Origin of the sequence: Sorangium sp. So ce204 (genome assembly GCF_051526795.1) — a bacterium.
GTDB classification, from domain to species: Bacteria; Myxococcota_A; Polyangia; order Polyangiales; family Polyangiaceae; genus Sorangium; species Sorangium cellulosum_B.
Map to the genome: position 1 here is coordinate 7,490,494 of NZ_CP150317.1, position 21,892 is coordinate 7,512,385.

18 protein-coding genes are annotated in these 21,892 nt (G+C 71.4%); 6 read left to right on the forward strand and 12 right to left on the reverse strand.

Features of this window, described 5'->3' with window-relative positions; translation table 11 throughout:
- Window positions 1–162: 162 nt before the first annotated feature.
- The gene (locus WMF22_RS27920; protein ID WP_438031743.1) at window positions 163–1,938 is read right to left on the reverse strand and encodes a serine/threonine protein kinase; all 1,776 of its coding nucleotides are present in this window, start codon (window positions 1,936–1,938) and stop codon (window positions 163–165) included.
- Window positions 1,939–2,234: 296 nt separating this feature from the next.
- On the opposite strand from WMF22_RS27920, the gene WMF22_RS27925 reads away from it, so the two are divergent.
- On the forward strand, window positions 2,235–3,185 hold the full coding sequence (locus WMF22_RS27925) for a sigma-70 family RNA polymerase sigma factor (protein WP_437293046.1): 951 nt from the start codon (window positions 2,235–2,237) through the stop codon (window positions 3,183–3,185).
- 164 nt (window positions 3,186–3,349) lie between these two features.
- Window positions 3,350–3,766: a VOC family protein gene (locus WMF22_RS27930; RefSeq protein ID WP_012237773.1), complete on the forward strand. Its 417-nt coding sequence runs from the start codon at window positions 3,350–3,352 to the stop codon at window positions 3,764–3,766.
- Between the two features lie 20 nt (window positions 3,767–3,786).
- Here the strand turns inward: WMF22_RS27930 and WMF22_RS27935 are convergent, their stop codons facing one another.
- The gene (locus WMF22_RS27935) at window positions 3,787–7,770 is read right to left on the reverse strand and encodes an ATP-binding protein (RefSeq protein WP_438031744.1); all 3,984 of its coding nucleotides are present in this window, start codon (window positions 7,768–7,770) and stop codon (window positions 3,787–3,789) included.
- A gap of 368 nt (window positions 7,771–8,138) precedes the next feature.
- On the opposite strand from WMF22_RS27935, the gene WMF22_RS27940 reads away from it, so the two are divergent.
- Window positions 8,139–8,405: a DUF6289 family protein gene (locus WMF22_RS27940; RefSeq protein ID WP_437293048.1), complete on the forward strand. Its 267-nt coding sequence runs from the start codon at window positions 8,139–8,141 to the stop codon at window positions 8,403–8,405.
- 435 nt (window positions 8,406–8,840) lie between these two features.
- On the opposite strand, the gene WMF22_RS27945 is transcribed toward WMF22_RS27940, so the two are convergent.
- Window positions 8,841–9,773 (reverse strand): DUF2935 domain-containing protein, encoded by a 933-nt coding sequence (locus WMF22_RS27945; RefSeq protein ID WP_437293049.1) that lies wholly within the window; start codon window positions 9,771–9,773, stop codon window positions 8,841–8,843.
- Window positions 9,774–10,283: 510 nt separating this feature from the next.
- On the opposite strand from WMF22_RS27945, the gene WMF22_RS27950 reads away from it, so the two are divergent.
- Together WMF22_RS27950 and WMF22_RS27955 are read left to right on the forward strand one after the other, a co-directional pair.
- Window positions 10,284–10,676: a YciI family protein gene (locus WMF22_RS27950; RefSeq protein WP_437293050.1), complete on the forward strand. Its 393-nt coding sequence runs from the start codon at window positions 10,284–10,286 to the stop codon at window positions 10,674–10,676.
- Window positions 10,676–11,938 carry an RNA polymerase sigma factor gene (locus tag WMF22_RS27955; protein ID WP_437293051.1) on the forward strand — a complete coding sequence of 421 codons (1,263 nt, stop codon included), beginning with the start codon at window positions 10,676–10,678 and terminating at the stop codon, window positions 11,936–11,938. The genes WMF22_RS27950 and WMF22_RS27955 overlap by 1 nt, the downstream gene beginning before the upstream one ends.
- A gap of 81 nt (window positions 11,939–12,019) precedes the next feature.
- On the opposite strand, the gene dauA is transcribed toward WMF22_RS27955, so the two are convergent.
- Complete coding sequence (dauA, locus tag WMF22_RS27960; protein ID WP_438031745.1) at window positions 12,020–13,810, reverse strand: C4-dicarboxylic acid transporter DauA; 1,791 nt, start codon at window positions 13,808–13,810, stop codon at window positions 12,020–12,022.
- A gap of 2 nt (window positions 13,811–13,812) precedes the next feature.
- Entirely contained in the window at window positions 13,813–14,094 is a 282-nt protein-coding gene (locus WMF22_RS27965) for a hypothetical protein (RefSeq protein WP_438031746.1), read from the reverse strand.
- A 24-nt stretch (window positions 14,095–14,118) separates the two neighbouring features.
- On the opposite strand from WMF22_RS27965, the gene WMF22_RS27970 reads away from it, so the two are divergent.
- Window positions 14,119–15,201, forward strand: a complete 1,083-nt coding sequence (locus WMF22_RS27970) for an AraC family transcriptional regulator (RefSeq protein WP_438031747.1) — start codon at window positions 14,119–14,121, stop codon at window positions 15,199–15,201.
- Window positions 15,202–15,263: 62 nt separating this feature from the next.
- Here the strand turns inward: WMF22_RS27970 and WMF22_RS27975 are convergent, their stop codons facing one another.
- From WMF22_RS27975 to WMF22_RS28005, 7 genes are all read right to left on the reverse strand, one after another.
- Window positions 15,264–15,851 (reverse strand): hypothetical protein, encoded by a 588-nt coding sequence (locus WMF22_RS27975; RefSeq protein WP_438031748.1) that lies wholly within the window; start codon window positions 15,849–15,851, stop codon window positions 15,264–15,266.
- A gap of 45 nt (window positions 15,852–15,896) precedes the next feature.
- Window positions 15,897–16,361: a hypothetical protein gene (locus WMF22_RS27980; RefSeq protein WP_438031749.1), complete on the reverse strand. Its 465-nt coding sequence runs from the start codon at window positions 16,359–16,361 to the stop codon at window positions 15,897–15,899.
- Between the two features lie 215 nt (window positions 16,362–16,576).
- On the reverse strand, window positions 16,577–17,434 hold the full coding sequence (locus WMF22_RS27985; RefSeq protein WP_438031750.1) for a hypothetical protein: 858 nt from the start codon (window positions 17,432–17,434) through the stop codon (window positions 16,577–16,579).
- Window positions 17,435–17,458: 24 nt separating this feature from the next.
- Entirely contained in the window at window positions 17,459–18,385 is a 927-nt protein-coding gene (gene coaA, locus WMF22_RS27990; RefSeq protein WP_438031751.1) for a type I pantothenate kinase, read from the reverse strand.
- A gap of 140 nt (window positions 18,386–18,525) precedes the next feature.
- Complete coding sequence (locus WMF22_RS27995) at window positions 18,526–19,983, reverse strand: hypothetical protein (protein ID WP_437293059.1); 1,458 nt, start codon at window positions 19,981–19,983, stop codon at window positions 18,526–18,528.
- 173 nt (window positions 19,984–20,156) lie between these two features.
- Window positions 20,157–20,798: a bifunctional 4-hydroxy-2-oxoglutarate aldolase/2-dehydro-3-deoxy-phosphogluconate aldolase gene (locus WMF22_RS28000; RefSeq protein ID WP_438031752.1), complete on the reverse strand. Its 642-nt coding sequence runs from the start codon at window positions 20,796–20,798 to the stop codon at window positions 20,157–20,159.
- Window positions 20,795–21,892, reverse strand: a complete 1,098-nt coding sequence (locus WMF22_RS28005; protein ID WP_438031753.1) for a PfkB family carbohydrate kinase — start codon at window positions 21,890–21,892, stop codon at window positions 20,795–20,797. The genes WMF22_RS28000 and WMF22_RS28005 overlap by 4 nt, the downstream gene beginning before the upstream one ends.

Consider the following 21,892-nt stretch of genomic DNA (forward strand, 5'->3'; position numbering starts at 1 on the left):
ACGGCGGGGATCCTCGCCGCGCGGCGAGGGGGACGCGAGGTCGTCACGACGGCCGAACCGGTCCATGTCCATCCAACTCCTCCGCGGTGCGGGCCGAGCGCGCGTGCCGCGGCGCCCTCCTCGCAGACGCCATGAGAGCAGCGCATGAGCGCGACGCGACGATCAGTCGGGGCATGGGGCCCCGCACGCGATGACGTTGCCAGGACAGGCTTCTATCTGCCCGAGACACGTGCCGATGACGCAATCGGATCCAGGCGTGCAGTACACCAGACAGGGAGCGCTCGTCATGCAATTGACCGAGCAATCGCCCTCGCACCAGATCTTGTGCATCCCCGATCCCATGCAGTTGACCAGCGCGTCCCGGCGCGCCCCGATGTCGCAGACGGTCCCGTCCTGACAAGCAATCTGGCACGCTTCATCACACACGTGATCGCAGTCGTTTGTCTGCATACAGCTGGCCCGCTGCGACGCGCCGCGCCCCTGCTCGGGGCCGGGGCTCGGTGAGTCAGGGAGGCGAGCTCTCGTGTCGCCCTTCTTCTCGGGGCCGGGCTCCGGAGCCTTCGCCAGGAGGCGATCCGCCGCCGGACCGCCGGGAACCTTGGCGGGCGGTGAGGCCGCCGGTCGCTGCGCGCCGGTCGCCCCCGGCGATCTCGCGTCGGGCTCGACGTTCACCGCACGGAGATACACGGCGGCGAGCACGCCCGCGGCGAGCAGCGGGAACGCCAGCACGGCCCATCGCAGCCTCCGTCCACGTACCGTGGTCGGCGTCCACTGCGTCGCCTGGGTGAACGCCGATGCCGCCGGCGCGGGGGCACGAGCCGGAGCGACGGCCGATCCGCCGCCCGGGGCGCCCTGCGCGCTCGACGCATTCGGGACGCTGGCGATGGAGACATCGCGGAGGACGCTCCCCATGCCACCCGCCGGCGGCGGGGCGGGATGCAGACCACCGGCGCCCGCGGCGCGCACCGGTACGGCCGAGGAAGGGGCGAGCCCCTGGGGTATCCACACCGTCGTGGCGGTGCTGAGCGGATCCGCCGCGGGGGCGGGAAGCCCGGCCGCGCCGAACCGCAGAGCAAAAGCGGGCGGCTGACCGGCCAGGACCGCGCGCACGTCCTGCTGCATGACCGTCGCGCTCGGGTAGCGCTCGCCTCGATCGAACGCGAGCGCGCGATCGACGACGGTACACACCCACGGCGGGGTCTCCGGAGCGACGCTCGCGAGCGGCGGCGCAGGCAGCGTGGCCATCCTGACGACCAGATCGGTGTCAGAGCTCGCGTCATGGATGCGCCGCTTCGTGATCAGACGGAACATCGTCGCTCCGACAGCGAACAGGTCGGCACGCGCGTCGATCTCGTCGCCTCTGACTTGCTCCGGTGGCATGTAGGCGACCGTGCCGAGCGTCGTTCCCGTGCGCGTCCGAACGTAGTCGGCCGCGGCCTGCCTGACACGGGCGACGCCGAAGTCGAGCACCTTCAGGCGCCCGTCGCGGAGGCGGAACAGGTTGTCTGGCTTGATGTCGCGGTGGATGATGCCGTGCGCGTGGGCCGCTGCCAGCACGTCCAGCAGCCCGTCCACCATGGCCAGCAGCTCGGCCATGTCCATCCTGCCGAGGCGCCTGGCGTACCCGGCGAGCGACTCACCGTCGAGCAGCTCCATGACGAGGAACGGGCAGCCGTCCGCCGTCGCGTCGATATCGCGTATTTCCACCGCGCCGGGATGGACGAATCGATTGACGGCTTGCGCTTCCTGATCGAACCGCGCACGCAGCTCGGGCATGCGCGCGATCTCGGGGTGGAGGATCTTGATGGCATCTCGCCGCCCGATCTTGTGCACGCCGACGTAGACGGCGGCCATGCCGCCCGAGCCGAGCAGCCGCTCGATCGTCCACTTCCCGCACAACACGGCGCCGACTCTGCGCTGCAGTTCCTGGTCGTCCATATCCGGGTTCAAGGTTGCCAGTTTGCCGAACGGAGCCCTCGCGGCGCGCCAGCGCCGCCCTGACCGTCGCCCATCCTAGCCGATTGGCCGTGGCGCCGTGGCCGCGCGACCTCGTCGTGACCGCGCGACCCGCGGCGTGCCGTCCCGGGTGCGTCGCCGGCCGAGCGCGGCCGCAGGCCGACCAGGCCGACAAAAAGGCCCGAGTCGAGACCAGCGCCCTGCCCGAGGCGCGCGTGTCGCGCGGCGAGGGAGCGTGACCGTGGATCCGCCCGAAGACCGGTGGTACCGTCGCCGCGATGTCGGGGAGCGTGGATCAGCTCGAGGAACACCGCTCGGCGCTCACCGGGCACTGCTACAGGATGCTCGGCTCCGTGGTCGACGCCGACGACGCCGTCCAGGAGACCATGGTGCGCGCCTGGCGGAGCCTCGACAAGTTCGACGGGCGGTCGTCGCTGCGCACCTGGCTGTACCGCATCGCGACGAACGTCTGCCTCGACGCGCGGGCCGATCGCGCGCGCCGAGCGCGCCCCATCGAGGAAGGCCCGGTCGGCACCGTGGACGACGAGCTCCAGACGCGCCCGCGCACGCACTGGCTGGAGCCCGTCCCCGACGCGCACGCCCTCCCGGCGGACATCGACGCCGCGGAGCGGGTGGTGCTCCGCCAGAGCATCCGCCTCGCGTTCGTCGCGGCGCTCCAGCACCTGCCGCCGAAGCAGCGCGCCGCGCTCCTGCTCACGGAGGTGCTCGGGTGGTCCGCCGCGGAGGTCGCCGACAGCCTCAGCACCTCGGTCGCCGCGATCAACAGCGCGCTCCAGCGCGCGCGGGCGACGCTCGCGAGCCGCGATCTCGACGACGTGCGCGCCACGCTGCCGGAGCCGCAGTCCGCCTTGCTCGACCGCTACGTCACCGCCTTCGAGCAGTACGACGTGGACCGGCTCGCGGCGCTGCTGCACGAGGACGCGACCCTGTCGATGCCGCCTTTCACCCTCTGGCTTCGCGGCCCCGACGCCATCCGCGCGTGGCTGCTGGGCCCGGGCGCGGGCTGCCGCGGGTCGCGGCTCGTGCCGACGGCCGCCTGCGGCTCGCCGGCGTTCGCCCAGTACCGCCCGGCGCCGGAGGGCGGCCACCGGGCCTGGGCGCTCATCGTGCTCGATCTCGCGGAGGACCGCATCACCGGCATGACGTCCTTCCTCGACACCGAGACGATCTTCCCGCGGTTCGGCCTGCCGCTCGAGCTCCCCGCGTAGCCCCCGCGCCCGGCCGGATCGGGGCGGCGATCTTTTTTTCCGGTCGACCGATGAGTCCCCGCGCAGGCGGGGGTCTATGGGGTGAACTCCGGCACGACGGCCCGCATGACCGCGATCGTGGCCGGCATCACCCGGCATCCATGCTCGAACAGGAGAAGAGGACCATGACAACGAACAGCGCCCGCAAGATCTTCGTCAACCTGGCCGTCAGCGACCTGAAGCGGTCGATGGAGTTCTTCGCGAAGCTCGGCTTCGAGTTCAACCCGCAGTTCACGGACAACAACGCCGCCTGCATGATCGTCAGCCAGGAAGCCTTCGTGATGCTCCTCACGGAGCCGTTCTTCAAGGGCTTCACGAAGCGGGAGATCTGCAACACGCGCACGCACACGGAGGGGATGTTCGCGCTCTCGTGCAGCAGCCGGGCCGAGGTCGACGAGATCGTGAAGAAGGCGATCGCGGCGGGCGGGTCGCACGCCATGGATCCGCAGGATCACGGCTTCATGTACGGCTGGAGCTTCTACGACATCGATGGTCACCACTGGGAGGTCGTCTGGATGGCCCCCGAGGCGATCCAGTCGTAGCCCTGCCGGCGCGCGCTCGCTCACGCGCGCCGCTCGGCGAGCACCTGACGCAGCGTCGCGCCGCCCACGGGCTTCGTGAGGTGCAGGTCGAAGCCGGCCTGCCTCGACCTGGCCTGGTCCTCGGGTCCACCGTAGCCCGAGATCGCCACAAGGCAGAGCGCGCCGCCCCCGGGCGCGGCCCGCGCCCGGCGGGCGACCTCGTGGCCATCGATGTCCGGCAGGCCGATGTCGATGAAGGCCACCTCGGGGCGCAGCTCCAGGAGCTTCGTCACGCCGTCCAGCCCGTCCACCGCCACCGTCACCTCGTGCCCCAGCGCCTCGATGAACTCGCTCATCACCCGGCGCACGTCCTCCACGTCCTCCACGACGAGCACCCGGCGCCGCTCGGCGGCCTCCGCCGGCGGCGGGGCGGCGGGCGGCTCGGCGCCGGGCGCGAGCGGGGGCGCCGCGCCGGGCGCGAGCTGCGGCGCCGCGCCCCGGCCGAGCGGAAGGCGCACGATGAACTCGCTGCCCAGGCCCGGTCCGGCGCTCTCCGCGACGACGCTGCCGCCGTGCATCTCCACCAGCCGCCGCACCAGCGTGAGCCCGAGGCCCAGGCCGCCCGTGCTGCGGTCGATGGTCTGATCGACCTGCGTGAAGAGCTCGAACACCCGCTCGAGCATCGCCGCCGGGATGCCGCGGCCCGTGTCGCGCACCCGCAGCACGGCCTCGGGCGCGGCGCCCGCCGCCTCGCGGGTCAGCCGCACCGAGATGGCTCCCTCCGGCGGCGTGTACTTCGCGGCGTTCGTCAGGAGGTTCGTGACCACCTGCTCCAGCCGCGTGGCGTCGGCCCGCATGCCGAAGTCCCCCGGCCCGACCTCGACCGAGAGCGCGTGGCGCCGCGCCTCCACGGCCGGGCTCACCGCGGCGGCGGCGTTCCGCACCGCCGCCGCGAGATCGACGTCCTCCAGGCGCAGCTCCACCTCAACTCCACGCCGATACACTGGGGGCGCCTCGTCCGCCGCGAGATCGACGTCCTCCAGGCGCAGCTCCACCGTGCCGCGCGTGATGCGCGACACGTCGAGCAGATCGTCCACAAGGCGCACCAGGTTGCCCACCTGCCGCCGGGCGATCTCGCGGTAGCGCGCCGATCTGGGCGCCTCGCCCGCGAGATCGCCGAGCAGCGTGAGCGACAGGCTGATGGCGGCCAGGGGGTTTCTGAGCTCGTGCGCGAGCATCGCGAGGAACTCGTCCTTGCGCTGATCGGCGAGCCTCAGCGCCTCGACGAGCGCCTCCACGCGCCGGCGGGCGCTCACCTGGTCGGTCACCTCGAAGGCGAACACGAAGATGCCCTCGATCGCCCCGTCGCGGTCGCGCATCGGCTGGAAGACGAAGTTGAAGAAGCGCTCCTCCGTCGTGCCGTCGCCCTTGCGATCGAGCCGCACGGCGAGCTCCCTTCCCACGTAGGGCTCACCGGTGCGGGTCACGGTGTCCAGGAGATCCAGGATGGATTGCCCCGCGAGCTCGGGCAGGGCGGCCAGGATGGGCTTGCCCACCTGCGCTCGCCCGCCGACGAGCTGCTGGTAGAGCGGATTGACCACCTCGAAGACGTGCTCCGGCCCGCGGAGGATCGCGATGGGCCCCGGGGCCTGCATGAAGAGGTCGTTCAGGTACTGGCGCTGCCCCTCGGCTTCCCGCCGCCGGCGCGCGAGCTCCACGTGGATGCGGACCCGCGCGAGGAGCTCCCGCGCGGAGAACGGCTTCACGAGGAAGTCGTCGGCGCCGGCCCCGAGGCTGTCGACGCGCACCTCCTCGCCCGCGCGCGCGGAGAGCATCATCACGGCGACGCCGCGGGTGCGCTCGTCGGCGCGCAGCGCCTTGAGCAGGCCGAAGCCGTCGAGCCGCGGCATCATCACGTCGGTGAGCACGAGGTCCGGGACGTGGGCGCGGGCGCTCTCCAGCGCGGCCTGACCGTCGGCCACGGCCTCGACCGTCCACCGCTCGTCGAGGAGTAGCCGCTGCACGTAATCGCGCATGTCCGCGTTGTCGTCCGCGACGAGGATGTGCCCCGGCTGCTTCGGGGCCGGGCGCCCCTCCGCCGGCAGGGCATCCGGAGCCCGCTCGTCGCGTTCCCACTGCGCGGCCTCGTCGAGGAAGGGGGCCGCGCCGCGCCCCTCCGCGGCCGGCGCGGGGGCGAGGTCGATGCGATCCGCGGGCAGGTGCGCCTTCCCGAGCGGGATGGCGACCGAGAAGCGGCTGCCCGCGCCGAGGCGGCTCTCCACGGCCACGCTGCCGCCGTGGAGCTTCGCGAGCTCCCGCACCAGCGCGAGGCCGATGCCGCTGCCCTCGTAGCTGCGGCCCCTGGCCCCCTCGACGCGGTAGAACCGATCGAACACGCGCGGCAGCTCCTCCTCCGGAATGCCGGTGCCCGTGTCCTCGACCGCCAGGACGATCCGCCCCCCGGCCTCCTCCAGCGTCACCCGGACGCCCCCCGAAAACGTGAACTTGAAGGCGTTCGAGACGAGGTTGAGCACGATCTTCTCCCAGAGCTCGCGGTCGACGTAGGCCGGCTCGGAGAGGGGCGGGCACTCCACCGTGAGGGCGAGGCCGGCCCGATCCATGAGCGAGCGGAACGAGCTCGCGAGCTCCGCGGTGAAGGAGCCGAGATCGGTAGGCTGGTAGCTGGCCCGGATGCGGCCCGCCTCGATGCGCGAGAAGTCGAGCAGCGTGTTGACGAGCCGGAGGAGCCGGAGGCTGTTGCGGTAGACGATCGCGAGGCGGTCGCGCTGCGGCGCGGGCAAGGGGTGCTCGGCGTCCGAGAGGCCGTCCTCGACGGGGCCCAGGATCAGCGTGAGCGGCGTGCGGAACTCGTGGCTGATGTTGCTGAAGAACGCCGTCTTGGCGCGGTCGAGCTCGGCGAGCGCGTCCAGCCTGCGCCGCTCCTCCTCGCTGGCCCGGGCGTTCTGCAGCGCCGCCGCGCCGTGGCCGGCCAGGAGCCGCAGGAAGCGGCGGTAGTCGTCGTCCAGCACCAGCCGGGGGCTTACGCCCGCGACGAGGAAGCCGGCCGGTCGGCCTCCGGCGCCGGCGCGGGGGAGCGGCAGCACCACCGCCTGGCGCGCGGCCTCCGGCCACGGCCCTCCCGGAAGGGGGCCGACGCGCGCGGGCAGCGCCGACAGCTCCACCTCCACGTCCTCGCGCAGGGCGCGATGCAGCGGCCACACCGCGCCGGCCGCCGCGCCGAGGCCCACCGTGGCCGGCGCCGCCGCGTGGTCCGGGTCGAGCCCCGCGGTCCCCGCGAGGCGGGCGTGCGCGCCGTCATCGTCGACGAGATAGAGCAGGGCGAAGGGCACGTCGCGCCCGTCCTGCGCCAGGGTCTCCATCATCACCCGGCAGACCTCATGAACGCTCCTGGCGTCAGCCGCCCTCGCCGCCAGCGCCCCGAGGACCTGCAGCCGCCGCTGGCCGAGGATGTACCCCGTGCTCTCGGAGCACGCGACGAGGATGCCCGCGACGGCGCCGCTCTCGTCCCGGAGGGGGCTCTGACCGTAGCTGAAGTAGCACTCCTCCATGAAGCCGTGCCGATCGAGGGCGAGCAGGCCATCGCGGACGTAGGTGGCCTCTCCCGCGAAGGCCTTCTCGAGCATCGGCCCGAGGATGTCCCAGATCTCCTTCCAGCACTCGCGGCCCGCCTGGCCCATGGCGGCCGGGTGCTTCTTGGATCCGAGGATCGGGCGGTAGGCGTCGTTGTAAAACTGGATGAGCTCCCGACCCCACCAGAGGAACATGGGGTGTTCGGACGAGAGCAGGATGGACAGCGCGGTCCGCAGCGACTCGGGCCATGCCTCGACCGGGCCCAGCGCCGTCTGCGACCAGTCGATCGAGCGTATCAGCGCCCCCATCTCCCCGCCGCCCGCGAGCGCGCCGCAGGCCGGATCCGGCCCGGCCCCGGCGCTCGCTTCCTCGACGCGGCCCGCGCCGGTCCGCTCCTCGACGCGGTCGCGCTGGCCGGTGAGCTGTCTCGTCATGGGGAACACCTGCTTTTTTACCACGGCCGAGTCCAGCCATCCTCGGCGCCGTCACGCTGGGGACGCTCGCTTGCCTGCCTCAACGACCCTCTCGATGCGTACCGCGTCGATACGCCGGCCCAAGCCCCATCGGGGCGGCTGAATTTCCTTGACACCGCAATCACTCAGCCGGCCTCGGGGCAGGATGCCTCTCTTGCCCTCGTGAAGCGCGCACATGAGCTCGCCGCCTCCCACCGCCGAATGAAACTTTGCAGAGCTCCGCAAAGCCCACTCCGGCCGGAGCGCTTGCTCGAGCCGAGCGAGCGGTCTAAGCTGCTTCACATAGCTTCGGAGGCCGAAACAGGCCCCCCATTACAAGAGGAGCGTCCATGCGCCGTCTCAGTCCTGCTGCCCGCGTTCGTTACTTCTTCGCTGCCCTGACGGCAGGCACCGCGATGTTGGGAACCACTGCCCTGCTGGTCCCCTCGAGCGAGGCGGCGCCCGGGGGAAACTGCACCTATTACAGCGACGAGAGCTACACCACCGTCGTCGGCCAGTACGGCCGCGACTGCTGCAACAACCGGATCGCGTGGGGCACCACGACGCAGCACTACGAGTGCGGCGGGTGCTTCACCTGCACCCCGCCTCCTCGCTGAGGGCGGCGCCCCGGTGACCGCGCGGCCGGCTCGATGACAATCGCCGGCCACGATCGTTCAGCTTGCGAGAGGAATTGAACAGGGAGACGGGGAGATTGGTTGGATTTTTCTCCCCGTCTCCCCGCCTCCCTGTGAATTTCCCGAAATTCTGGGGGATGCTTCAGGTCGGCATGAACAAGAACCGTTCTTCTCGATGGCTGTACGGCACAGCCTGGATCGCGCTCGGAATCGGCGTGCGTGGTGAGCGATCGAGCTCGAGGTCTGCCTGCGCCAGAGGCGGCCATCCCTCCGACACGGCCTCTGCGCCGCGGGCTCGGCGGAGAGCTCCGCCGGGCCCGCGACCAGGAGTATCCCGGCGCGCGGCCGCTGTACAGGCGTCGCGCGGCGAGCAGGAGGCGGGGCCAGGCTCGCCCCCGCCGCGCGGCGCCCAGGGCCTCACAGGGCGCGCCTGACCTCGTCGGAGAACCTCACCGCCTCGCGGAGCACGTGATCGGCGAGCGTCGGATCGATGATGCTCTTGATCTGCCCCGTCTCGATGCCCTGCTCCGCGGCCGACTTGAAATCGATGACCTCGTCGGCCATCGTCGCGAGCTGCCCGCTGTCGACGCGGAACGCGTGCGCCTGGTACATCTGCCCGGCGCGCGCGGTCGCCTGGTCGATGAGCGCGCGCTCCTGCGGGTCGAGCAGGTGCGCGATGAACTCGAGGTGATCCGCCATGATCGTCGTCCAGAACGCCGAGACCTCGTCGCTCTGGAGCGCGATGTCGCCGTACGCGAGCCGATCGAGCCGGGCGACGAAGCGCTCGGCCTCCCGCGCGATGTGGTCGAAGAAGAGCGGCCAAACGAGGCTCCGGAGCGAGCCGCTCTCCTGCGCGCGCTGCATGCGGCGCTTGTACTCGATGAAGCGCTGGACGCTCGACCGCGTCGAGGTGAGGAGCGAGGAGATCCCGTAATCGCCATACCCCCGGTCGCGCGCCGCGAGGAAGTGCCTGGCGAAGAGGTTCTGGTACTGCCGCGCCTCGTCCCGGGGCCCGCGGAGATGGTCGCCGGGCATGAGCAGCGCGATGAAGAACGCATGTTCCATCATCTGGTCCGTCCAGAAGAGGACCTCCGAGACGGCGTGCGCTGCATAGCCGGCGCCTGGGGCGGGCAGGAAGACCGGCTTCCTCGAGCGCCGGTCGACCGAGATGCCGGGCGTATAGGCGGCCCCTGCCGGGAGGGCGAGGGGCGCGATCGACTCGCAGACCGCGTAGCTCTTGTCGGGCTGCGCGAGGCTCGGTGTGGCGAGCAGCGAGACCCCCGCGGTGGCCATCGCGCCGCCGGCGAATTGCCGGCGTCCAAGTTTCCCTTGCGGAACACGCTTCTCCATCGACGCTCCTCCAGGTTCATGCATCCGTGAGAATCGGAGCGCGAGGGTGCATGTCCCGCGCCTGAGCCAAAGAGTCGACTCGCAGGGCGGTCCGCCGGCGCGCGCTTCACCGATCACGACGGCCGGCGACGCGCGGAATCACCACGCCCGAGCGCTTCGTCAGCAGAGAGGTCGCGTGGGGGCGCGCCGGACGTCATCCGCGGAATCCGCCCGTGATGGGCCGCCCTGCGATCGGCGACCTGCGAAGACGACGCACATCTCCCCTCCTCCGCCGACTACCTGCGACCATGGAGCACATCGCACCGCGGAGGACACACGCTCGCGACGACGGACCTGCACACTCCCGCTGGCGCCGCAGGCGTACCTACACCCACACGCGGCCGTCCCTTGTGTCGGGGTTCGGATTTTTTCGCTATCGTCGCCCGGGATGTCGAGGACCCGCCCTCGGCTCCGACAACCCCACGAACGCGCGCCCGATCCCGGGGCGACAGCGAAGAGAAGGAGCCGATCATGAAGTACATCCTGATGATGAACACCCCGAGCGGGGGGCCGTACCAGGTCGCCAACTGGCAGCAGAAGGACTTCCAGGCGCACATCGCGTTCATGAAGAGCTTCCACAGGAAGCTCAGCGCGTCGGGCGAGCTCGTGGCGGCCGAGGGCCTGGCGGGGCCCGACCAGGCCAAGCTCGTGCGCGCTGGCAAGGACGGCGCGCCGATCACCGACGGGGTGTTCCCGGAGACCAAGGAGTTCCTCGCCGGCTACTGGATCGTGGAGGTCGAGAGCCCCGAGCGCGCGTACGAGATCGCCGCGCAAGCGTCCGCCGCGCCCGGCCCCGGCGGCGCGCCGCTCAACATGGGGATCGAGGTGCGCGAGGTGATGAGCGCGCCGCCCCGCGATCTCTAGTGACCTCTCCGTCCCAGGGCGCCACGGCCGAGCGCCTGCTGCGCGATCTCGCGCCGCAGGTGCTCGGCGCCGTCATGCGGCGATTCCGAGATTTCGGCGCCGCGGAGGACGCGGTCCAGGAGGCGCTGATCGCGGCGGCCTCGCAGTGGCCGCGCGAGGGCGTGCCCGACGAGCCGCGCGCCTGGCTGATCCACGTGGCGTCGCGGCGCATCGCCGATCACGTCCGGAGCGAGGCGGCGCGCCGCCGCCGCGAGGCGATCGTGGTCAGCCTCGTGCCGCCCGAGCTGCAGATCGCCCTCGCCGCCGACAGCGACGAGGCGGCGCTCGAGGACGACACGCTCACCTTGCTGTTCATGTGCTGCCACCCCGCGCTGTCCACGCCGTCCGCGATCGCGCTGACCCTGCGCGCCGTCGGCGGCCTGACGACGGCCGAGATCGCAAGGGCGTTCCTGGTCCCGGAGGCGACCATGGCGCAGCGGATCAGCCGGGCGAAGCAGAGCATCAAGGCGTCCGGCGTGCCCTTCGAGCGGCCGACGCCCGAGGCGCGCACAGCGCGCCTCGGCGCCGTCCTGCACGTGCTCTACCTGATCTTCAACGAGGGCTACACCTCGAGCTCCGGCCCCGCGCTGCACCGCGACGATCTGTCGGGCGAGGCGATCCGCCTGACGCGCGCCGTGCACGCGCTCCTCCCGGACGACGGCGAGGTCGCGGGCCTCCTCGCGCTCATGCTCCTGACCGACGCGCGGCGCGCGGCGCGGACAGGGCCTCTGGGCGAGCTGATCCCGCTCGCGGAGCAGGATCGGGGCCTGTGGGATCAGCGCGCGATCGCCGAGGGCGTCGCGCTCGTCACGGCGGCGCTGTCCAGGGGCTCGGTCGGCGCCTACCAGCTGCAAGCCGCGATCGCGGCGGTGCACGACGAGGCAGCGCGGGCCGAGGACACGGACTGGCCGCAGATCCTGGCGCTGTACGGCGTGCTGATGCGGATGTCCGACAACCCGATGGTGGCGCTCAGCCACGCGATCGCGACCGCCATGGTGCACGGCCCCCGGGCGGGGCTCGATCTGCTGGACGCGCTCGACGCCGACGCGCGCCTCTCGGGTCATCACCGCCTCGACGCCGCCCGCGCGCACCTCCTGGAGCGGGCCGGCGATCACGAGGCGGCGATCGCGCACTACAGGCGCGCGGCCAGCCGCACGACGAGCATCCCGGAGCAGAGCTATCTGGCGACGCAGGCGGCCCGGCTGAGCGACGCGCTGAAGTAGCGCGCCGCGCGGCGCGCGCAGAGGCCGCAGCGGTGTCCGGCGAGAGAGGAGCGGTACAGCGGACCTGCCGGCGGCGAGCGCTCAGCCGTTCACCAGCTCGCCGGCGAGGCGGAGCGCCGCCGCCAGATCCTCCGCGACGTACATGCGCTGGTACCGCTCCGGGAGGCGCGCCTTGTCGAAGATCTCGCGCGGCCTGGGCAGCGGACCGGCCAGGATCACCGCCTTCTGGCGCCGCGCGAGCCCGTCGAGCGCGTTCTCGAGGGCGACGAACCCCGTGCTGTCGATGAACGGCACCTTGCCGAGGTCGAGGATCATCACCTCGTAGCTGTCCCCGCGGATGGCGTGCAGCGCCGCCATCGCGTTCTGGGCGGCGCCGAAGAACAGCGGGCCGTTGATCTCGTAGAGGGCGACCCGCCTCGGGAGCTCGACTTCGCTCGATCCGCCGGCGGCGTCCAGCACCGTCCGGCTCCCTGTCAGCTCGGCCATCCGGCGCATGAAGAGGATGGCGGCGAGGATCACGCCGGCCGACACGGCGATCACCATGTCGAGGAGGACGGTGAGACCATAACAGGTCAGGAGCACGAACACATCGCTCCTCGGCGCGAGCCTCACGATGCGGATGAAATGGTGGAGCTCGGACATGTTCCACGCGACGAGCAGCAGCAGCGCCGCCAGCGACGCCATGGGGACGTAGGCCACGAGCGGGGCGAAGACGACGATCGACAGGAGGACGACCACGGCGTGGGTCGCGGACGCGATCGGAGAGCGCGCGCCGGCCCGGATGTTCGTGGCCGTCCGCGCGAGCGCTCCGGTCGCCGCGATGCCGCCGAAGATCGGCGCGACGATGTTCCCGATACCGAGGCCGATGAGCTCCGAGTCCGGATCGTGCTTGGTCCCTGTCATGCCGTCGGCGATGACCGCCGACAGCAGCGATTCGATGGCGCCGAGCATGGCGATCGCGAAGGCGGCGGGGAGCAGCTCCCTCACGAGCTCGAGCGAGAGCCCATCACCCCACGGCAGCGAGGGCGTCGGGAGGATCGACGGGATGCCGGCGATCTCCACGCCGAAGGCGGTGGAGCGAAAGCGGCTGCCGATCGTCGCCACGGAGAACGCGGGGTAAACCGCGTCGACGGCCGCCACGGCGAGCGACACGACGGTGATGGCGATGAGGGGCGCCGGCACCTTCTTGATGACGCGGGGGACGAGCAAGAGCAGGGCGAGCGTCGATGCGGCGACGGCAAGCTCGAAGAGGTCGGCCGTCCCGCGCGCGGCCCACAAGGCCGCCACCTTGGCGGTGTAGTGCTCCGGGAGCGGCCCGGCCTGGAGGCCCAGGACGTCCTTCACCTGGAGCGTCGCGATCACGGTGGCGATCCCGGCGGTGAAGCCCGTGGTCACCGGGTACGGGATGTACTCGATGAGCCGGCCGAGCCGCGCGAGCCCCATGATCACGAGCAGCACGCCGGCCAGGAGCCCCGCCGTCATCAGCCCGGACAGCCCGTGCTCCGCCACGATGGGCGCGAGGATCACCACGAACGCCGCCGTCGGGCCGGTGACCTGGAACTTGCAGCCGCCCAGCAGCGCCACGAGCGCGCCGGCCACGATCGCCGTGTAGAGCCCGTGCTGAGGAGGAGCCCCCACCGCGATGGCGAGGGCCATGGAGAGAGGGAGCGCCACGACGCCGACGACGGTGCCCGCCAGGAGGTCGGCCTGGAGATCCCCGAGGCCGTACCCCTTGGCAAGGCAGCGCCGGAGCGCCGACGCCACCGGGATCCGATACCGCGCCGGAGCAGGCTGCGAGGTGGGCGGCCGGGGCGCTTCGCGGCCCTGGCCTGGCCGGTCGATCGCAGCGACGCGCTCGGATCGGAACGACATCGTCACACCTCCATCGGATGCTCGTGGATGTCGAGCAACATCGGATACTGAGCAACATCGGTGCCACGCGGCGATGTCCTCTGTTGGTCGCTCGATGCGCGCCGTTTCACGTCGGAGCGCGGGCTCGAACCGCGTTTACGACGAATCGTCGCCATGAATTTCTTGTGTACCGGATATAACGACAACTTGACGCGGCCATCGAGCCCGTCGCCGTCGTGCCGTATCACGGGCGCTCGGCGAGCCGCAGTGCTCACCCTGCCCACCCCGCTCATCTCGCGGTCCACGGCGGATGATAGACTCGCTCGGGCATGCCGTCTTCTCCGTCGCGGCCCACGGTGTCCACGGCCCTCGCCGGCCGGGTGATCTCGTATGCCGCCTCTCGCGGCCTCCGCCGCGGCGATCTTCTCGAGGTCGCCGGCGTCTCCGCCGAGTCGCTGACCGACGCGGACAGCCGCTTGCCGGTGACGTCGTTCGACGCGCTGTGGGCGCACGTGGTACGCGCGCTCGACGATCCCGGGGCGCCCATCCGCCTCGCCGCGCAGACGCGCATGGAGGAGATGCATGTCATGGGCTTCGCGGTCATGACGAGCACGAGCGCCCGTGAGTCGCTCGACCGTGTCGACCGCTACATGGTGCTCCTGGCGGATACGCCGCGCTGGGTGACCGATACTACGACGGACCGGGACGCGCCGTTCGCGGAGCTGCACCGCTCGCCCCGCTTCACGCTGGGCGCGCGCGTCGCGACCGAGTGCAGCCTGGCGATTCACGTCCGTTGCTTCCGCCAGTGCGCTGGCGTCGAGTTCTCGCCGCTCCGGGTCAGCTTCCGGCACGCCGCGCCGCGCGATCTCGCCACGCACCGGGACTTCTTCCGGTGCCCTGTCGAGTTCGACGCGCCCCGTGATGGCTTTGCCTTCCCAGCGTCGTTGCTGGACCTCGTGCCTCGCGACGCGAACCCGGCCCTGAGCGCGTTCTTCCACCAGCACGCGGAGGAGCTGCGCCGCCGTCGCGTCGCCGACGCGTCGCCCATGTCCGATCGGGTGCGTGACGTCATCGCGCACCTCCTCGCCTCGGGCGAGCCGTCGGCGGCCGCCGTCGCGCGGCGGCTCGGGACGAGCGAGCGCACGCTGCGGCGGCACCTCGAGGACGAGGGGACGACGCTGCGGCAGATCGTCGGCGAGGTGCGCCGTCAGACCGCCGAGGAGCTGCTCCGCGAGAGCGACACGTCGATGTCGGAGATCGCCTTTCTGCTGGGGTTCTCGGAGGTGACGGCCTTCGCGCGGGCCTTCAAGCGCTGGTCCGGGAGGACGCCCGGCCGGTTCCGTGAGGAGGCGCGCGGCGCCCCGGGGCGCCGCGCCGCGGCGGGCGTGGCCCGCGCGGCGGACGACGGCTGACCGCCGGGGCGATGGCCCCCTGGCCCGGGGCCTCGGGCCGCGGCCGTCCAGCGCGCCCGGCCTCAGTACGATATCTCGGCGGCGGCGACCTTCTCTCTCGCCGCTTCCCACGACAGCGGGAGATCCCCCGCGCCGACGGTCCACTGGGTCACGACGCCGTGGACGCTGACGGCGCTCGCCGCGCTCATCGCCGAGAGGTGGGCGTCCGACATCACGAACTTCCCCATCGCCTCTTCGTCCTTCCACACCGTGATCGTCCTCGCATAGCCGCACTTCGCCGACGTTCCGAGCGTGAAGCCGATCAGCCCTTCCTGCGCGGGCAGCTGGGCGAGGATGGGCCCCATCACCTCGCCGAACCTCTGCTGCGCCGCCTCGTCGGTCTTGAGCCAGAGCAGGGTCGACGAGACGATATAGGAGTCCTGCGCGGCGCCCGTGAGCGCGCCGTCCGCGAACCCGGGCCCGCCGAACGGGGCGCTCTGCAGATCGTCATCCGTGCACGTGAACTCGGAGGCGGCGGTCTGTGTGCCGGAGCCGCCGTTCGTGTCGCTCGGTGTCCCGTCGTCCCCGCCGCAAGCCGGGACGAGCGCGGCGACCGCGACGAGGAGCGGGACGAGCGCGACGCGAGAGAGAGAAAAGTCGATTCGAGACATGATGGACCTCATGACAGGAAAGAAGGTGATGGTGTCGGGTGCGAATCAGCGCTCATCCGCGCGCGCGGGCGAGACCACGCCGAAGACGACGACGGGAAAGGTCCGCTGCAGGCGGCGAGACACGAACTCCGTGCGCCGGCCGAAGCTCCTGACCGAGACGCGCGCGCCCACCGGCTGTCCGCCGCCGAGGGTCACGGCCCACATCGGGCTGCCGCCGTCCGGCCGCACGGCGAGGTAGGTGTAACTCCCTGCCGCGAGCCGCTCCTCGACGACGCCGACCACGGGCGCGAGGTCGCCGAGGGATCTCGACAGGTCGCCTAGCGGGCTGCCGGGCGGCGCGTCTCCCGCGACGTCCCGGTCAGCGTGCGCCCGAGGATGCGCAGCGGCGTGGACTGCGAGCGAGCCGCCGGCGGCCACGAGCCCGACCAGCACGAGCCCGACCAGCAGGGCGGCGGCCACGAGGGCGCGGGTCTGGAGGAAGCGCGAGGTGCGATGAGCAGCGAGCAGCATGCCGGGAAGCTACGCGCCGCGGCCGGCGCCGGCCTTTGCCCGTACGGCCAAGTTGTTGGCCCGCTCGGCCACGCCGCCGGCCGCCGACCCGACCCAGGTTGGGCGCCCACCCGGCCCCGGAGGTCATCCGACCCAGGCGGCGTCGGCCGGTGTGGCGACCTGACCCAGGTTGCGTCGGCTGACCCGGGTCGAGTCGGCAAGACCGGTCCCGCCGCTCAATCCACGGGGAACTGTTCCGCGATCCAGGCCTCCCAGCCCGGCGGCGCTCGGGTGGCCTCGAGGTAGCTACGCAGCTGGTGGGCGTCGTCGAAGGCGGACATTCCCCACAGGCGAAACGCGTCGACGTAACCCATGTCGTCGTCAAATGAATCGGCGAAGTCGGCGAGCTCCAGGCCGAGCTGCCAGGGCGCCTTGACGTGCCCGGCGCAGAGCAGCCGAGCCAGCGAAAGGAGCCCGTCGCGAGGCGCGATCGGCCCTGCGTCGCCGCTCGCGAGCGCGGTCGCGCACGCTCGCCAACCCTCCGGCACGGCGGGAGGCATCCACCCGTCGCCTCTCCGGAGCTCGGCGACCTGGCGCGACCAGAACCAGAGCTCGCGGGTGTTGTAGCGGGCCGCCTTCTCGGGCGTCTCGTACGATTGCCATGGCCAGCGCACGCCGTCCTGCTGGCTGAGCCAGATGGTGAAGGAGACGTCGACCGCGATGAACCCCTGCTCCAGGAGCGCCGATCGACGCGAGGCCGCCGCGCTCGGGTCCTCCTCCTCGTCGCCGTCCTCCTCGTCGCCGTCCTCGTCATCTGCCCGTTCCTCCGTCGGGTGCAAGACCTTGTGAACGGCCTCTGCCCAGGTGATCGGCGCCGGAGGGTGGCGCCGCAGGTAGGCGACGCGTGTTTCGCGGTCCGGCGCGAGCTGTTCGAGAAAGACCCCCCACATCCCCAGCCAGTCTTCACCGGAGCCCATGCGCCAGCCGATCGTGTAGCGCTCGTAGTCGGGGAAGCGCTCCCACGGCGGAGCGATGTCACCGTGCGCATCGAGGTGCGCGCGGAGGCGGGCGCGACAACCCTCTTTCCAGTCCATGGCAATAGCACTCCATTTCTCGCATCAGAGCCGGCGGAGCCACACGGCGCGCACGGCGTGGTCAGGCCCCTTCTCGAGCACGACGTCGGCGCGCGCGCGCGTCGGCAGGATGTTCTCGGTGAGGTTGGGGCCGTTGATCGTGCGCCAGATCTGGAGCGCGAACGCGCGCGCCTCGTCGTCGCCCATCGCGGCATAGCGATGAAAATAGGACGACGGGTCGCGAAACGCCGTGGCCCGCAGCGCGAAGAAGCGCTCGATGTACCATCGTTCGAGGTCGGCCTCGTCCGCATGGACGTAGATCCCGAGGTCAAAGAAGTCGCTGACGGCGATCGCCGCGGCGCGGTCGGGGCCCTGCAGGACGTTCAGCCCCTCGAGGATCACGATGTCGGGCTGCCTCACGGTCTGCGCCATCCCGGCGAGCACGTCGTAGGTGGCGTGCGAGTACACCGGCACGTCGATCGCTTCGACGCCGGCCTCCAGGTCGGCGAGGAACTGCACGAGCCGCCGCAGATCATAGCTCTCGGGAAAGCCCTTGCGGTGCAGGCCAGCGCGCGACGCGAGCACCGCGTTGGGGTACAGGAAGCCGTCGGTGGTCACCAGATCCACCCGCGGGTGGTCGGGCCACCGCGCGAGCAGCGCCTGCAGCACGCGCGCCGTCGTGCTCTTGCCCACCGCGACCGAGCCCGCGATGCCGATCACGAAAGGCCGCCGCCCGGCGGGGCGGCCGAGGAAGGTGTCCTTCACGCGGCGGAGCTGCTGCGCCGCGCCGACGTGCAGGTTGAGCAGCCGCGAGAGCGGCAGGTAGATCGTCGCGACCTCGTCGAGCGAGAGCCGCTCGTTGAGGCCCCGAAGGACCATCAGGTCGGCCTCGGTGAGGGGCAGCGGCGTGGCCGCGCGCAGGCCGGCCCACTGCGCGGCGGAGAAGACCTCGTAGGTCGTGACGGCATCCATGGTCGGTCTGGAGCGATAGTACGCTCCAGGCCGCTCGATCCGGAGCTTTCTCGCCGAGGATCGTCGCTCGACCCAGGTCAGCTCGCCGCCCCCCCGGGTCGGCTCGCCTCGACCCGGGTCGGGTCGCCCGCCGCCGTCGCTCAGAAGAAGCTGTAGAGGGACAGCTTGATGCGCTCGTTGGTCGCGGTCACGCCGTCCGCGAAGGTCTGCTCCGAGTACTGGAACGAGAGGCCCGCGCGGATGGCCGGCGTGATGTCGGCGAACAGGTTGCCGTCGATGTAGCGCGACTTGTGGTAGGCCGTGCGGAGATCGCGGTAGCCGTTCTCCTCGGTCACACGGTCGTTCGAGCCCTGGGTGTAGTTGCCGGAGACGGAGAAGCGCCCCGAGGGCGGCAGATAGTACTGGAGCCCGACCATGAACCCCGTCCAGCCGATCGTCTTCAGGTTGTTGTTCGCGTCGAACACGACGAGGCCGTTGTCGATGTTCGGTGTATAGACGGCTCCGTCAGGGAGCGGCGGGTGCGGCACGTTGCTCGCGACGCCGACGATGTCCGCGATGCCCGTGCCAGAGAAGAACGAGCCGGTCAACGTCAGCGCGTTCCCGGCGTCGTCCAGCGCCTCGGCCGGGATGATCGGGACCATCGCGTCGACCGAGAGCCCGTAGCCGTTGGCCGAGCGCAGCTCGAGCGGGGTCGCGGAGTGCTCGTTGACCCTGAGATGGCGGAACACGCCCGAGACGCCGATCGACAGCGGATCGTGCAACATCCCGCCGGCGCCGAGCGTGTGGATTCCCTTCCAGCCGTTGATCCCGATGCGCAACCCCGCCTGCATGTCAGGCACCTCGGAGTCGCGCTGCGGCGGCTTGAGGACGGCAGCGGCGATCTCCACGTTGGCGGCGTCCGACTTGAAGTTGTGGCCGACGCGCAGCTGCGGCATCCGCCCGAAGACCTGGTTCATCACCGGGAAGAAGGACGTCGTGGCCGGGAAGAAGAACGGCTGCCACCCGAACAGGTGATAGCCCTGTCCGATCAGCAGGTCGACGTAGTCCGACTCGACCTTGATGTGGGCCTGACGCAAGCGGAAGGTGCCGCTGCTCACCAGCGAGGCCTCGGAGACGGTGGGCGGCTGATTGCCGAAGAAGTCGAGCTCCAGCACGGCCGTTGTCTTGATCCCGGACACCTCGGGCGCGTTCACCCTGACGCCGAACCTGGAGTTACGCGCCGTGAAGTGCGTGCGCCCGTGCGAGCCGGCGTAGGTGTCCTCGCGCTGGATGACCGTGGCCCCCACCGACTCCCCGAAGCTCTCGGTGGTGTCGTGCATGATGTCGAACTCCGCCATCCCGTAGATCGTGGCCTTCCACTTGGAGGTCACCGGAACAGGATCCTTGGAGGCCGGCTTGACGGCCTCCGCCGGCGGCGCCGCCGGAGCCGCCACCTCCGCAGGCGGCGTGGCCGGCGCCTGCGCGTCCGCCGGCGTGGCCGGCGCAGCGGCCTGCGGAGCGGCCGCGTCCGGCGCCGGCGGGGGGGTCTGGGCGTGCGCGACCGCCGCCACGAAGAAAATCGACGCACCGACTAGGTTCGCAATCTTCGATTGATTCATGTTCGAAGCCCCTGGGTTATCCATGGCGCCAGGAATCCCCTGCAAACGCCGCAACTATTGGTTTTAACTACGTTTTACGTCGCACCGCGCAGCGCGCGCACCACGGCCGTCTCCCCCCGGGGAGCCGCTGGAATCGACAGGGTGAACGGCGGGCGCGCCTCCTGCGCGCTCCCTCAGGGCGCGCGGCCCGCGTCGCAGAACGCGCGGGCGCGGGCGACGAGCTCGTCGCGCCGCCCGTCGCGCAGGAGCTTGAGATCCACGAGGTTACCGCCGACGCCGACCGCCACCGCGCCCGCCGCGAAGAAAGTGCCCACGTTCTCCAGCGTCACGCCGCCCGTGGGCATGAGCGGGATATGGGGCAGAGGCGCCTTGAGCGATTTGAGGTACGAGGCGCCGCCGAGGGCATCGCAGGGGAACACCTTCACGACATCTCCGCCCGCCCGGTGCGCCGCCACGACCTCGGTGGGCGTGAGCGCGCCGGGAGCGTGGACGACGTTCATCGCGACGCACGCCCTCACCGTCGCCTCGTCGAGCGCGGGGCTGACAACGAAGCGCGCCCCGGCCTCGATGCACGCCTCGGCGGTGCGAGCGTCGAGCACCGTCCCCGCGCCGACCAGCGCCCGCTCGCCGTGGCGCGCGGCGACCTCGCGCACGACCTCCACCGCGCCGGGCACGGTCATCGTGATCTCGAGCACGTCGATCCCCCCCTCGAGGAGGGCCTCGACCGCCTGCAGCGCCTCGCCGGCCGAGCCGGCGCGCACAACAGGGACGATGCGCCCGCGCGCGATCCACTCGAGCACGGATTGCTTGTTCATCGGTCCACCCGGGCCGTGCCCATCTTCATCGCCTTGAGCACTTCATCGAGGGTCGCCATCGTCGTGTCGCCGGGCGTCGTCATCGCGAGCGCCCCGTGCGCCGCGCCGCAATCGACCGCCCACTGCGGCCCCTTGCCCATCAAGAAGCCGTAGATGAGCCCCGAGGCGAACGAGTCGCCGCCGCCCACGCGGTCGAAGATCTCCAGGTCCTTGCGCTCGGGCGCCCTGTAGAGCTGGCCGCCCTGGTACAGCACCGCGCTCCAGTCGTTGCGCGTCGCCGAGGTCGCCACGCGGAGCGTCGTCGCCACCGCCTGGATGTTCGGGAACACCGAGAGGACGCGCTCGATCATGCCCTCGAACGCGCCGACGCGCAGGTTGGCGTGCCCCTCGTCGACGCCCTCGACCTCGAAGCCCAGGGCAGCCGTGAAGTCCTCCTCGTTGCCCAGCATCACATCGACGTACGGCGCGAGCGCTCGATTGACCTCCTGCGCGCGGGCCTGACCACCGATCGATTTCCAGAGCGACGGGCGGTAGTTGAGATCGTAGGAGACGACGACGCCGTGCCGCCTGGCCGCCTCCATCGCCTCCTTCGCCACGGCAGGCGTGGTCTCGGAGAGCGCGGCGAAGATCCCGCCGGTATGGAACCACCGCGCGCCCTGGGCGCCGAAGATCGTATCCCAGTCGATCTCGCCGGGCTTCAGCTGAGACGCGGCCGTGTGGCCACGGTCCGAGAGGCCGACCGCCCCGCGAATGCCGAAGCCCCGCTCGGTGAAGTTCAGGCCGTTGCGCACGAGGCGCCCCACGCCGTCGTGCGTCGCCCAGCGGACGTGCGTGAGATCCACGCCGCCCTGCAGCATCAGATCTTCGAGCAGGCGGCCGACGGGGTTGTCCGCGAGGGCGGTCACGATGGCCGACCTGAGCCGGAAACAGCGGCGCAGGCCGCGGGCGACGTTGTACTCGCCGCCTCCCTCCCAGGCGTGGAAGCTGCGGGCGGTGGAGATCCGCCCGTCGCCGGGATCGAGGCGCAGCATGACCTCGCCGAGGGACACGAGATCCCAGCGGCAGGTGGAAGGATCACGGAGCGTGAAGGACAT

Bases quoted from the DNA above. Each gene is read 5' to 3' on its own strand.
- WMF22_RS27940 (WP_437293048.1), top strand. From the start codon at position 8,139: ATGCGCCGTCTCAGTCCTGCTGCCCGCGTTCGTTACTTCTTCGCTGCC.
- WMF22_RS27950 (WP_437293050.1), top strand. From the start codon at position 10,284: ATGAAGTACATCCTGATGATGAACACCCCGAGCGGGGGGCCGTACCAG.
- WMF22_RS27925 (WP_437293046.1), top strand. From the start codon at position 2,235: ATGTCGGGGAGCGTGGATCAGCTCGAGGAACACCGCTCGGCGCTCACC.
- WMF22_RS27975 (WP_438031748.1), bottom strand. From the start codon at position 15,851: ATGTCTCGAATCGACTTTTCTCTCTCTCGCGTCGCGCTCGTCCCGCTC.
- WMF22_RS27995 (WP_437293059.1), bottom strand. From the start codon at position 19,983: ATGAATCAATCGAAGATTGCGAACCTAGTCGGTGCGTCGATTTTCTTC.
- WMF22_RS28005 (WP_438031753.1), bottom strand. From the start codon at position 21,892: ATGTCCTTCACGCTCCGTGATCCTTCCACCTGCCGCTGGGATCTCGTG.
- WMF22_RS27920 (WP_438031743.1), bottom strand. From the start codon at position 1,938: ATGGACGACCAGGAACTGCAGCGCAGAGTCGGCGCCGTGTTGTGCGGG.
- WMF22_RS27980 (WP_438031749.1), bottom strand. From the start codon at position 16,361: ATGCTGCTCGCTGCTCATCGCACCTCGCGCTTCCTCCAGACCCGCGCC.
- WMF22_RS27930 (WP_012237773.1), top strand. From the start codon at position 3,350: ATGACAACGAACAGCGCCCGCAAGATCTTCGTCAACCTGGCCGTCAGC.
- WMF22_RS27970 (WP_438031747.1), top strand. From the start codon at position 14,119: ATGCCGTCTTCTCCGTCGCGGCCCACGGTGTCCACGGCCCTCGCCGGC.
- WMF22_RS28000 (WP_438031752.1), bottom strand. From the start codon at position 20,798: ATGAACAAGCAATCCGTGCTCGAGTGGATCGCGCGCGGGCGCATCGTC.
- WMF22_RS27985 (WP_438031750.1), bottom strand. From the start codon at position 17,434: ATGGACTGGAAAGAGGGTTGTCGCGCCCGCCTCCGCGCGCACCTCGAT.
- WMF22_RS27935 (WP_438031744.1), bottom strand. From the start codon at position 7,770: ATGACGAGACAGCTCACCGGCCAGCGCGACCGCGTCGAGGAGCGGACC.
- WMF22_RS27945 (WP_437293049.1), bottom strand. From the start codon at position 9,773: ATGGAGAAGCGTGTTCCGCAAGGGAAACTTGGACGCCGGCAATTCGCC.
- dauA (WP_438031745.1), bottom strand. From the start codon at position 13,810: ATGTCGTTCCGATCCGAGCGCGTCGCTGCGATCGACCGGCCAGGCCAG.
- coaA (WP_438031751.1), bottom strand. From the start codon at position 18,385: ATGGATGCCGTCACGACCTACGAGGTCTTCTCCGCCGCGCAGTGGGCC.